We start from the raw sequence: 11317 nt of genomic DNA, 5'->3' as shown, positions 1-11317 counted from the left end.
CGGACAACTCCCACACCCAGCCTGAGCCGCATCCCCCAAACTTCGGGGTCAGACCCCGAAGTTGGCGGGATGCGGCTCAGGTCGCCAAGGGTGGCTGATAATTGCGCAAACCGGGACAAGCGGCGGGGACGGGACGGCGCCATCATGCCAGCTCGCCATCTAACGGACCGCACCATGAACGCTTTTCTTTACCTGCTTACCGTCCTGATCTGGGGCACGACCTGGATCGCCATCAAGTTCCAACTCGGCGTGGTGCCGGCGCCCGTGTCCATCGCTTACCGCTTCTGGATCGCGGCGGCAGTGCTGCTGCTGGTGCTGTTTGCCATGCGCAAGAAAATTTGGCCGCCGCGCGCGGCCTGGCCTTACCTGGCCGCGCAGGGCGTGGCGCTGTTCTGCTGTAATTTCCTTTGCTTTTACTATGCCAGCCAGTGGGTGCCGAGCGGCTTGGTGGCCGTGGTCTTCTCCACCGCGCCGATCTGGAACGCGCTGAACGGCCGCCTGTTCCTGGGCCGGGCGCTGCGCCCGCAGGTGGTGGGCGGCGCCCTGCTCGGCCTGTGCGGCATCGCCCTGCTGTTCCTGCCCCAGATGCAGGGCCACTGGAACGACGGCGGCATGCTGGCCGGCCTGGGACTGGCCTTGCTGGGCACCCTCTGCTTCTCGACCGGCAACCTGCTGTCCAGCCGCATGCAGGCGCTCGGCCTGGCGCCGTGGCTGACCAACGTCTGGGCCATGACCATCGGCGCTTCCATCCTGACCGTGGGCGCGCTGGTGCTGGGCATGCCCTTCACCTGGGAGCCGGGCCTGCGCTATGCCGGTTCGCTGCTTTACCTTGCCATTCCCGGTTCGGTGATCGCCTTCACCGCCTATCTGATGCTGGTCGGGCGCATCGGCCCTGACCGTGCTGCCTATTCCACAGTATTATTCCCCATCGTGGCGCTGAGCGCGTCCACCATATTCGAGGACTACCACTGGACCGCGCTGGCCTTCTGCGGCCTGGCGCTGGTCCTGGCCGGCAACCTGCTGGCCTTCATGCCGTCCTGGCCTGCGCTGGGCCGCACGGAGGCCCGCGCGAGATAAACAAACCAGGAGAACTGCATGCGCGGTACCGGATTCGCCCTCACCTTGTTGCTGCTCCCGGCAGCGGCGCTTGCCTCCCCGGCCGCCCCGGCCGACACGGTCTACCGCAACGGCTACATCTACACCGTGGACGCGCAGGACAGCGTGCAGCAGGCGCTGGCCGTGCGCGGCGGCCGTATCGTCTACGTGGGCGACAACGCCGGCGCGCAAGCCCACACCAGCGGCCAGACCCGCGTGATCGACCTGCAGGGCCGCATGCTGATGCCCGGGCTGGTGGACGGCCACATGCATCCGCAATCCGGCGGCTCGCGCCTGCTCAATTGCAGCCTCGACTATCAGCCGCTCACGGTGCCGCAGTTCCAGGCACGCATCCAGGCCTGCCTGGACAAGGAGAAGAACGCCGCTCCACAGCGCTGGCTGAAGGTGGTGAACTGGTTCCAGCAGGGCATGCTGCCGGACGGCGTGGCGATCACCAGCGCCGCGCTGGACAGCCTTAAAACCAGCCGCCCGGTGGTGGTGCGCTCGTCCTTCGGCCACTCCGTGCTGCTCAACTCCAAAGCCCTGAAGCTGGCCGGCGTCACCGCCCGCACGCCCGATCCTGAGGGCGGAAAAATCGCGCGCGACGCCGCCGGCAACGCCACCGGCATCCTGGAGGACGCGGCGCAGGACATGGTCAGCAAGTTCATGCCCGTGCTCACGCCGAAGGAAAACCTGGCCGCCTCCTCCGCCGCGCTGGAGGCCATGCGCAAGCAGGGTATCACCACCTTCCTCGACGCCTATACCGATCCCGAAACGCTGGCCGCCTTCTCGCAGCTGCAAAAGCAGGGCAAGCTCACCGCGCGCGGGCACTTCGCGGTGCTGGTCGATCCGCAGGACGCCATATCCGGCAAGGCGTTCAAGGAAATCAGTCAGCTCGCCAGGCGATTCGACCAGGGTCCCACGCGCACCGCGCCGTCCATGCAGGTGCGCCACGCCAAGCTGTTCATGGACGGCGTGATCGCCGCGCCGGCCCTCACCGGCACCATGCTGGCGCCCTACTACACGAACCAGGGCACGCCGCAGCATCCGCACTGGGCGCCCGGCACCAGCAAGGGACCGGACAGCTACTTCACCCCGGCGCTGCTGAAATCCACGCTGTCGGCGCTCGCAAAAGCCCGCATCGACCCGCACATCCACGCCGACGGCGACGGCGCCGTGCGCGACACCCTCAACGCCCTGCAAACGCTGCGCGCCGCGCCGGAAGGCAAGGACGTGCGCGCCGCACTGGCGCACGACGAAATCGTGGACCCGGCCGACTTCCCCCGCTTCAAGCAGCTGGACGCCACGGCTGTGCTGTCCTTCCAATGGGCCAAGCCGGCGCCGGACACGGTGGGGGCGCTGAAGGAATACCTGGGCAAGGAACGCTACGCCATCGTGCAGCCGCAATCGCTGCTGCTGGACGCGGGCGCGCGCATCGCCTATGGCAGCGACTGGCCGGTGGACCCGCTGAACCTGTGGTACGCCTTGAAAGTGGGCGTGACGCGCACTGCGGCGCAAGGCGCCGCCAACCCGGCGCCACCCGAGTACGCCGGCCGGCTGGGCGAGGCGCCCGGCATGCCGCGCGCGGCCGTGCTGCGCGCCGTCACGATGAACGCGGCGTACACCCTGCGGCAGGAGAAGGAGACGGGTTCGCTGGAAGTCGGCAAGCTGGCCGACCTGATCGTGCTGGACCGGAACTTCATGGAAGTCCCGGCCGAGGACATCGCCGACACCAAGGTGCTGCAGACCGTGGTGGGCGGTAAGGTCGTGTACGAGGCGGTGGCTTTTTGATTACTTCTTGGTGAACACCAGGTCCCATACGCCGTGGCCCAGTTTCAGGCCGCGGTTTTCAAACTTGGTGAGCGGACGGTAGGCCGGCTGCGGCGCGTAGCCTTCGGCCGTGTTTTGCAGGCCAGGCTCGGCGCCCAGCACTTCCAGCATCTGCTCCGCGTATTCCTGCCAGTCGGTGGCGCAGTGCAGGTAGCCGCCCGGCGCCAGCTTCTCGGTCAGCAGTTTGACGAACGGGCCCTGGATCAGGCGGCGCTTGTTGTGGCGCGCCTTGTGCCATGGGTCCGGGAAGAACACATGCACGCCGTGCAGCGAGCCGTCCGGGATCATGTTGTTCAGTACTTCCACCGCGTCATGCTGGATCAGGCGCAGGTTGGTCAGCTCCTGCTCGCCGATCTGCTTGAGCAGGCTGCCCACGCCGGGCGTGTGCACTTCCACGCCGAGGAAGTCCTTCTCCGGCATGCCGCGCGCGATGTGCGACGTGGTGTCGCCCATGCCGAAGCCGATCTCCAGCACCACCGGCGCCTTGCGGCCAAAGGCTTGCTCGAAGTCGAGCGGCGCTTTCACGTAAGGCACCATGAATTTCGGACCCAGTTCTTCCAGCGCGCGCGCCTGCGCGGTGGACAGGCGGCCCGCGCGCGTGACGAAGCTGCGGATGCGGTGTTCGGTCGGGTCGTAAAGCATGGCGCGTGCTGGGTTGGCCGGGTTATCGTTTGGAGTATCGGAAGACATGTGAGTAAGGGACGAATTCTAAGGACGATCCGCCATTATACGTGAGCCGGTCCGCAGCAACCACCGGCGGCGCCGGGCCTGCGATAATACGGCTTTGACCGACTAGCCCTCCCCACAATGACCGATGCACTCCTTCTTGCCATCATGGCACTGTCCCTGGCCGCCATGTACCTGCTGCTGAAAAAGGGCTTCCGCGTGCCGCCGGCGCCCGCCCCCAAGCAGGCAGGCGCTTACGAGCCCGCACAGCCGGCGGCGCCGGTGAAGCACTGGTCCGACGGCGGCCGCATGCTGACCGAGGTGGTGGCCGAATCGCGCTACCTCGCCACCGTGCGCGCGCTGGCGGGCGAGCACGGCGACCAGGGCGCCGACTCGCGCCTGCAGGCGGTGCTGGCGGTGGACCCGCTCAATCCCTATGACGACAAGCCGGTCGCGGTATTCATTGCGGGCCGCATGACGGGCTACCTGTCGCAGAAGGACGCGCAAGCCTTCCGCGACCGCCAGCGGCGCGAAGAGATCGAAGGCCAGTCCGTCTCCTGCGACGCGGCCATACGCGGCGGCGCAGTTTGGCAAAACAAGCATTTAGCGTATGCTGTATGGGTGGACGTAGAGCTGTCCCGCTGATGATCGCTGTCCTTATTAAGAAGATACGCAATGACTACCGTTACCGTTAATTTCAGCCAGGCCATGCTGGCCACCCTGGAAGCCCACCGCACCGCGCGTCCCACCGCCTCGCTTGCCGGCGAGGTCGGAAAATTCATCACGGCCGGCGCCAACTTCACCGCCGCCCATAGCACTTACGCCACCGGCTCGCTGGCCGGCCCGGACGGCTACCTGGACTACCCGGACGGCGCATTCCAGACCCTGGCTGGCCTGGTCAACACGAATCCCGGCGCGGCCAGCGGCAACTTCTCGGCCGGCTCGCTGGAAGAACACGTGTCGGGCAGCTACCGCCTGGTGTACGACGGCCAGCTGAACTTCGGCTATACCAGCAACGCCAGCGGCGGCCTGCTGCTGGCGAACAAGGGCGGCACGTTCAGCACACTCACGCTGCAGCAGCTGGTCACCAGCGGCGCAACGGGTTATGACAGCACGATCGGCAACACGGTACTCAAGGCGCACGGCGCCATCGTCAGCGACGGCAACATCTTCTCCGGCGTGGTGGACACCCTCACCCGCACCACCGAGCTGTTCGAACAAGGCGGCCGCATCACCGGCACCTTCAACATATCTGGCAACGCCACGGCCATCGGCCAGGGCACCGCCAGCGCCACCGTCTCGGGAACGCTCACCGACTATGCCCAGTACTACGTGGACGGCAGCTCGGCCCTGATCAGCGGCGCATCGATGGCGGTCACCGGCAGCACGGTGCCCAACGAACAGCAGCTGCTGGCCAACGCAGCCAACTTTTCCGGCAATGACGTGATCAGCGTGTCGCTGCCGGCCATCGTCAACACGAACTGGCTGGTGGCGGCGGGCGACGGCAATGACCGCATCAGCGTGACTGGCGGCGGCGCGCGGCTGTCGGTTAACGCCGGCACCGGCAGGGACAGCATCGTCCTGGGCGACAATGGCCACGCCGTCAACGGCGGCGAAGGCATCGACACCGTCGTCCTCGCCGGCAACCGCGCCGCCTACACGGTGACGGGCGTGGCCGGCAGCTACACCGTCGGTGCGGCAGCTGGCGGCGCTGTCAATACCTTGACGGGCGTGGAGCGCATCCAGTTCGCCGACAGCAGCCTGGCGCTGGACGTGGACGCCAGCGGCAGCGCCGGCCAGATTTTCCGCCTGTTCCAGAGCGCCTTCAACCGCGCACCGGCGGCCGGAGGCCTGGGCTTCTGGCTGCAGGCGATGGACAACGGCTACTCGCTCGAACAGATCGCCGACAGCTTCACCCGGACGCCGGAGTTCCTGAACCTGTATGGCAGCATCACCAATTTGGACACGCTGGTCACCGGCTTGTACGTCAACACGCTGGACCGCCAGCCGGACGCGGAAGGCAAGGCGTTCTGGATGAACGGACTGGCAGCCGGCGTGAGCGTGGCGCAGGTGATGCTTGGATTCTCGGAGAGTCTGGAAAGCCAGGCGCTGAACGCCGGCCTGATCGCCAACGGTTTCGCTTACACGCCGTACGGCTAAGGTTCTGGATGGGAGCGGGCGCGAATGCGGGCCCGCAGTGGCTCGGCGCCTGCGCGCCAGTGGCCGGAGCAGCTGGAGCGGGTGAAGGGGATCGAACCCTCGTCGTAAGCTTGGGAAGCTTCTGCTCTACCATTGAGCTACACCCGCATGCCACGCATTCTACGCGGCTTTGCACGCTGTTGACAAGATCGCAAACTGGACAGTGTGATGGGAAATGTGATGGCCGATTTCACCAAAGTGTGATGGCCGTACAGCGGCCATCAAGCCACCTGCCACCAGAACTGCTCTACTTGAACGCTAGGTCTGTCGTCACAAAATCTGAAGACTTCAGCCTGTCGAAGATATCAAGCAGCTCAGCATCTGACCTGATACCGTCAGCGTAACCAAACGCGGCAGCAGCACGCTTCACTGAATCGTTATCGTCCACGATTTGGAGCAGAGACGTTCGAAAGGTTTTTGTGTTGCTCAAGTCGTTGATCCAGTGCACCGCGTTCAGGATCAGTTCGGGCGCTTCTTCGTTGAACTGCCGCCTCATGGCCGCAATCACGCGACCACGCATCGTATGCGGCCGCACCAAGGCTTGGGTCCGGTGGTTTGCCATCTGTAGGTCATGGCAAACCATCAAACCCGCAGTGCCAGTAGCGGTTTCTACATAGCGTGAGATTTGAGGGATGATTTTATCGTCGAATGTTGCAACATAGTTAGCCTCACCCCCGAGGGGCAGAGTTTTCCAAGCGACCGTCGAACCACTTGCACCAGCGAAGACTATCCCCTGCCCAACTGCAATGTCTCGATCATCCAACAGATCCACGCCAACACACAAATCAAGGTGTCCGCGTACCTGATTCAGGGCTGGGATATGTTTGGAGACAATCTCGTTTAAACGTGCCAGATCAGCAGTTCTGTTCAATGGCGGATAGCTGGTGATGAAGCCGCCCCCCGTCAGAAGGACGCGCTCTGGTCCATTTTCCAGCAGCACCGCAATTTCAGTAATCTTGGCTATTCCCTCGTCCCAGTCTAGTGTCCAATCAGCTGGATGAGCTACACGTGCAAGTTCACCACGAGAGTTCGGACGAAGAAACGTGAGGGCTTTGGGTTCTGCCGAAAGCTTCTTCTTTACCTTTGCTCCCATTGCTACTCCTTGAACAGCAGTAGGCCGACATTTACTGTTTGTATGAGCCAATGCTCTACAGCGAAATCGCCAATTTACCATTGAGCGACACCCGCATGCCACGCATTCTACGTGGGTTTGCACACTATTGAGAACTTATCAAGGTGGACAGCGTGACAGGAAATAGGACCGCCGAATTAACCGAGGAGTGATGGCCTCACGAAGGCCAATATTGCGGCAATAGAATCCCCGTTTGAACGTCAGATACCATTCATTGACAATGCCTTCAGGGCACCTCGATGGATATTCACAAGCATCTTATCATTAAAATCGTTCTGGTCTCGCATTTTCGAAAAGAATAAATGGTCAACTCTATTGGACACAGCTCCACATTCATACATGGCTTCGAACATTCCACGCGTATTACTTAAAGCATATTCATGCTCATTGCAAAAAATTATAAAACTTGATATTAAAAATTCTCGCTTACGGAAGTGGATCAGCGCTTTCTTTAGTGTTGCTATTTCATTCCTGGAGAAGTATCCATCGAGCTCATCCTCAATTTCAGGCCAGAAATATTCGACTGAGTACTGCTTAACTGCCTTATCAATTTCCGATGCCGTTATCAGTTGCGAATGCTTAAACTCTTTGATGGTACTCAGCAGCCTCAAAAAATCGCGTGGCGTATACCTGGTATTATCGAGCAAGTAATCAAAAACATTCTTTCCGTCAGCATATTCTTTCTGAAAATTCAAATCAAAGACATCACCTTCGTACCCAGACGCCTTCGCACGATGGTGAACTAATTTTATAATATTCTTTTTCTGAAACTGTATCTGATCTTCGTACCAGTTTAGGGAGATAGTGTATCCACCCATCTTATTCTTGTTTGCCCCAGGCAAGCGAGAGTGAATATCTTTCCTACATAGTATTATTATTTTCATAGGAATGGAATTTTCCCTGAAAAATCTATTTAAATCGCCTGACTCGGAGATAAGTGAAGCCACTGCTAGAAATTGGTTATTCTTGTCGCTTAATTGATCATCCAGCCCATCGATAACGATATAGTGTTTATTATCAGACTGCAGGTTTGACACCAAAACCTTGAGGTGAGAAACAACTTGCGCAATCAGCAATTCAGTGGCATCCCTGCCCTTCCCCTCACCGGATACTTCGAAGTTCATCAGCTTTACTTTAAATGCATTGTGCGAGGAAATCCTGGCCAATTCAGCAAGGCTAGTTGAAGGAATAATTCCTAGAGCCTTCAGACTTTCTATCGCGCGATCAAACTCCTCAGAAAACTCCGTCGTCTTGCCAAAATCCTGAGAAAATGAAAGAATAACCTGCACCAGCAAGGCCCATTGCCACGCAATGGGGAATTTAGCCTCCAAATCCAAATCCCCTGGAATTATTTTCGTGAACGACTTGTATGGAAACTCTTTCATCCCGAATTTTGAAACAAATCGAGATGTGCCATCTTCTTGAGGCCCGCTCGTAGCTTTCATATGCTCGCCGATTATAGACTTCCCACTCCCCTTATTTCCCAGCACGAGGAATTCTTGTTTTTCCAAAATCTTAACAAGACATCCTTTGAAATCATAAAAACCATCCACAATAAGCGCTGGCTTCTTATCCAGCTCCTCTTCAGCGCTCATTTCACCAAAATCTATTTCCTGGTAATTCATATTGACCTTACAATTTAAAGTAATTTCCAAAAATTAAATCGAGTGGCAGCAGAATAACAAATCACAAAATATCGTCATACGCTGCGATTACATCATCAGGCAAATCGTAACCTTCGCCAGCCTTGACTTTAGTTAGAAGGACAAGTGCTGCATCCGAATATTTTCTAGAAAAGCTAGATTCTGCCATACCGGTCTTCAACTTAAAATGGAAAACATTATCGAAGGATTTAATGTCGATATTTTTTTGCTTTTTAATGATATTAAATAACTGATTGACACCATTAAAATCTCGATACCCAAGTTTTTGCCCAAGCATAGTTGCAGTATAGGGGTACTGCGCGTTAACATTAGCCGGCCCATCGAGCAAAGTAACGCCCAATAAATTCCCAAAACTCTCTGACGATTGAACGGCCTGCTCCAAGGTCACGTAATTCACATCTATATTCCTAGTAGGAATGTCACGCCTTATTAGGTTCACAGTCCTAGCCATTAATGAACGCAGTGTTTTAAGGTCAACTTTTTCGAGCACTCCATTCGCGCCAAAGGCATCGAAAACCCAATCAAATGACGAAGTAGAAATACTCTTAATGCGAACCTCAGTTTTCTCGCCAACCAATATCACTCGTTCTCTGGGCGGATTGGAATCAGAATTAATAGTTGAATCCCACTCAAGCACATAGATATTCGGGCTCAGTGATAGTGCAGGCCTAAACATTCTACTTAGATCATATAATACGTTCTTAATATTTGGATCCTGTGCGGAATAGCCTATAAAAAGTATAGGATGTTCAGCAAAATAAGTAAGGAGTTTCGCACTTAAATATTTCTTGTCGTCGTTAAATTCGTTGTAATCTTCCCGCGTAAGCACTAAAGAAGATGGGTCAGATACGCAACCATGAATTTTAAATATTTCACCAATCGACAAATATGCTTTCTGCAAGATTTGCTGCCCAACTATTCTCTCGTAGTTGGGAAAAATTCCTTCCAATAACTCATCGTAGTTCGTCGTTATGATGGCATGAGGACGAATTGATTTTAATGACTTGATCTCTTTCTCTAATTCATACGATCCAATCGTCCCATTTATCGGGTCAAGGCCACTCAGCATCTTTGTTACCGAATGCTTAATAAAAGAGGACACCGGAATTTTTCCAGAAAATAGTGAGTCAGGAAACTCTGCCCTTCCTTGACCCCAAGCCCATTCCTGAAAACGCTCAGCAAATATTGATCCTATATCGATCGGATCCGGCACAGTTTGCTTGTAATAGCCATATGGCTTGTCAACCGTAGGGCACTGTTCCGCAAGCGATTCAAGCAGCTGATCCCAGTTTGGTGCGTTGGCGTATCGCTTAGAAAATCCCGAACCGATGAATAAAATCGGCTGACACCCGGCCCTGGAAAGCACAGCTTCGATATCCGAACGGACGTCCTCTTGGTACTGCTGATAATTTTCCATCGCTCAAGCCAAAAAAGAAGGTTGCCATCAGTCTACGAAGATTGTCCGTATTTGTCGATAAAAAATTGCGGATCGATCAACATCATGTCGAAACGACACTGTGATGTTGACTTATAGCAGGCGACGTGATCTCTCAGTTTGAGAGAGTCAAGAGTGGGGCAAGGCAGTAATGAACACCGCAAGGCAAATTTGAGACATTAAACGTGCTCAGATCTTTGATCGTTCACGGACCAGTGTGACACTCATCCCACGAACATTGGCGCACCAATCAGCCCCCCACCTTGGAGGAGAGTACTGAACCGATAAACCAAAGGTCAGCATTAAAGTCACTGTTACATTTGGATAGAATTGCCGAGATCACGTACAATATAATTTCTCATCACACAACCAAAGGAAGTCCATGTCCACCTATCAGGAATACGCCGCCAAGATCGCAGAACTGCAACAACTCGCGGAAGCTGCGCGGAAGAATGAGATCGCAGGCGCGAAAGCGCAGATCGCCGAGATCATGAGTCAGTATGGCTTAAGCGTCGCAGACCTGGCTGGCACGACAAAGGCGAAGAGCCCGAAGGAACGCGTGCCGGTTGCGGCGAAGTACCGGAACGATGCGACTGGCGAGACCTGGACTGGTCGCGGACGCTCGCCGAAGTGGCTGGAGGGTAAAGAGAAGGATCAGTTCCTGATCAAGTAAGCAAAACGGCGGCTGAAAAAGTCGCCGTTTTGCTAAATGCAACAGGATTACACTTCCCAGGTAGGAAACATTAAAGAAAGTCGTTAGTAGCGCCTTTCGTAGATTCGAACTGCGTCAATGGATATTTGATCGACTTCTCCTTTCTTTAAGTCGAAAAGGATTCCGGCTTTGAAATCACCACGCAGAATTACGTTCATATGGGCGTACTGATTATTCACGTCGTGGTTAATGAACTCACGATCAAGATCGGCCTGATGTGCAAAATATTCAGACGCAAACATATCCACCTCAAGATCGAGCATTCGCATGTCAAACTTGAAGCTGATATATATCTGATCACCAGCCACTTGAGCGAACGAAAGAAATTGATAGTCCTCAATTCCCTCAAAAAGATCCCAACGACTTTGATTGATGGCCTGCATAGCCCGTGCAGAGAATCCTGCATCTACCAGAATGGCACGTACCAAAGGAACTTCAAGCCCACGCAAGTGAGTCATTGCAGCCTCTTGGGCGACACCTTGGTTCGCGTCAACTATCTTGTCCGGTCGGCGTCAATTATCTTGGCCGGTGAAGCGAGAGGTGTTTAGTCCTTCCTTTTCTTTGACTGTTGCGTAGTGCTAGCG

General features: G+C 56.5%; 10 protein-coding genes and 1 tRNA gene. 5 read left to right on the top strand and 6 right to left on the bottom strand.

Features of this window, described 5'->3' with window-relative positions; genetic code table 11:
- Window positions 1–174 precede the first annotated feature (174 nt).
- Together AC6H42_RS13405 and AC6H42_RS13400 are read left to right on the top strand one after the other, a co-directional pair.
- Window positions 175–1077, top strand: coding sequence for a DMT family transporter (locus tag AC6H42_RS13405; protein WP_497548254.1), 903 nt, complete (start codon window positions 175–177; stop codon window positions 1075–1077).
- An 18-nt stretch (window positions 1078–1095) separates the two neighbouring features.
- Complete coding sequence (locus AC6H42_RS13400; protein WP_057152797.1) at window positions 1096–2886, top strand: amidohydrolase; 1791 nt, start codon at window positions 1096–1098, stop codon at window positions 2884–2886.
- On the opposite strand, the gene trmB is transcribed toward AC6H42_RS13400, so the two are convergent.
- Window positions 2887–3567 carry a tRNA (guanosine(46)-N7)-methyltransferase TrmB gene (gene trmB / locus AC6H42_RS13395; protein ID WP_057152796.1) on the bottom strand — a complete coding sequence of 227 codons (681 nt, stop codon included), beginning with the start codon at window positions 3565–3567 and terminating at the stop codon, window positions 2887–2889.
- Window positions 3568–3759: 192 nt separating this feature from the next.
- On the opposite strand from trmB, the gene AC6H42_RS13390 reads away from it, so the two are divergent.
- Window positions 3760–4236 (top strand): hypothetical protein, encoded by a 477-nt coding sequence (locus AC6H42_RS13390; RefSeq protein WP_057152795.1) that lies wholly within the window; start codon window positions 3760–3762, stop codon window positions 4234–4236.
- Window positions 4237–4266: 30 nt separating this feature from the next.
- Window positions 4267–5751 carry a DUF4214 domain-containing protein gene (locus AC6H42_RS13385; RefSeq protein ID WP_497548253.1) on the top strand — a complete coding sequence of 495 codons (1485 nt, stop codon included), beginning with the start codon at window positions 4267–4269 and terminating at the stop codon, window positions 5749–5751.
- A gap of 73 nt (window positions 5752–5824) precedes the next feature.
- Here AC6H42_RS13385 and AC6H42_RS13380 read toward each other — a convergent pair.
- The 4 genes from AC6H42_RS13380 to AC6H42_RS13365 form a co-directional block, all read right to left on the bottom strand.
- Window positions 5825–5898: transfer RNA gene (locus AC6H42_RS13380), tRNA-Gly, on the bottom strand.
- A 139-nt stretch (window positions 5899–6037) separates the two neighbouring features.
- On the bottom strand, window positions 6038–6883 hold the full coding sequence (locus AC6H42_RS13375; RefSeq protein WP_497548252.1) for a hypothetical protein: 846 nt from the start codon (window positions 6881–6883) through the stop codon (window positions 6038–6040).
- A gap of 239 nt (window positions 6884–7122) precedes the next feature.
- Window positions 7123–8547: a P-loop ATPase, Sll1717 family gene (locus tag AC6H42_RS13370; RefSeq protein WP_497548251.1), complete on the bottom strand. Its 1425-nt coding sequence runs from the start codon at window positions 8545–8547 to the stop codon at window positions 7123–7125.
- 61 nt (window positions 8548–8608) lie between these two features.
- Complete coding sequence (locus AC6H42_RS13365; protein WP_497548250.1) at window positions 8609–10003, bottom strand: SIR2 family protein; 1395 nt, start codon at window positions 10001–10003, stop codon at window positions 8609–8611.
- Between the two features lie 400 nt (window positions 10004–10403).
- On the opposite strand from AC6H42_RS13365, the gene AC6H42_RS13360 reads away from it, so the two are divergent.
- The gene (locus AC6H42_RS13360) at window positions 10404–10694 is read left to right on the top strand and encodes an H-NS histone family protein (RefSeq protein WP_497548249.1); all 291 of its coding nucleotides are present in this window, start codon (window positions 10404–10406) and stop codon (window positions 10692–10694) included.
- 83 nt (window positions 10695–10777) lie between these two features.
- Here AC6H42_RS13360 and AC6H42_RS13355 read toward each other — a convergent pair whose 3' ends face one another.
- A complete protein-coding gene (locus AC6H42_RS13355) occupies window positions 10778–11191 on the bottom strand; it encodes a hypothetical protein (protein WP_497548248.1) in 414 nt (137 codons plus the stop codon).
- Window positions 11192–11317: the final 126 nt, after the last annotated feature.

The sequence above is a fragment of the Massilia sp. NBRC 108631 genome, from assembly GCF_059704565.1.
The sequence above is the reverse complement of the archived record's forward strand: the minus strand, read 5'-3'. Positions and strand labels throughout refer to the sequence as shown.

Bases quoted from the DNA above. Each gene is read 5' to 3' on its own strand.
- AC6H42_RS13405 (WP_497548254.1), top strand. From the start codon at position 175: ATGAACGCTTTTCTTTACCTGCTTACCGTCCTGATCTGGGGCACGACC.
- AC6H42_RS13400 (WP_057152797.1), top strand. From the start codon at position 1,096: ATGCGCGGTACCGGATTCGCCCTCACCTTGTTGCTGCTCCCGGCAGCG.
- trmB (WP_057152796.1), bottom strand. From the start codon at position 3,567: ATGCTTTACGACCCGACCGAACACCGCATCCGCAGCTTCGTCACGCGC.
- AC6H42_RS13390 (WP_057152795.1), top strand. From the start codon at position 3,760: ATGGCACTGTCCCTGGCCGCCATGTACCTGCTGCTGAAAAAGGGCTTC.
- AC6H42_RS13385 (WP_497548253.1), top strand. From the start codon at position 4,267: ATGACTACCGTTACCGTTAATTTCAGCCAGGCCATGCTGGCCACCCTG.
- AC6H42_RS13375 (WP_497548252.1), bottom strand. From the start codon at position 6,883: ATGGGAGCAAAGGTAAAGAAGAAGCTTTCGGCAGAACCCAAAGCCCTC.
- AC6H42_RS13370 (WP_497548251.1), bottom strand. From the start codon at position 8,547: ATGAATTACCAGGAAATAGATTTTGGTGAAATGAGCGCTGAAGAGGAG.
- AC6H42_RS13365 (WP_497548250.1), bottom strand. From the start codon at position 10,003: ATGGAAAATTATCAGCAGTACCAAGAGGACGTCCGTTCGGATATCGAA.
- AC6H42_RS13360 (WP_497548249.1), top strand. From the start codon at position 10,404: ATGTCCACCTATCAGGAATACGCCGCCAAGATCGCAGAACTGCAACAA.
- AC6H42_RS13355 (WP_497548248.1), bottom strand. From the start codon at position 11,191: ATGACTCACTTGCGTGGGCTTGAAGTTCCTTTGGTACGTGCCATTCTG.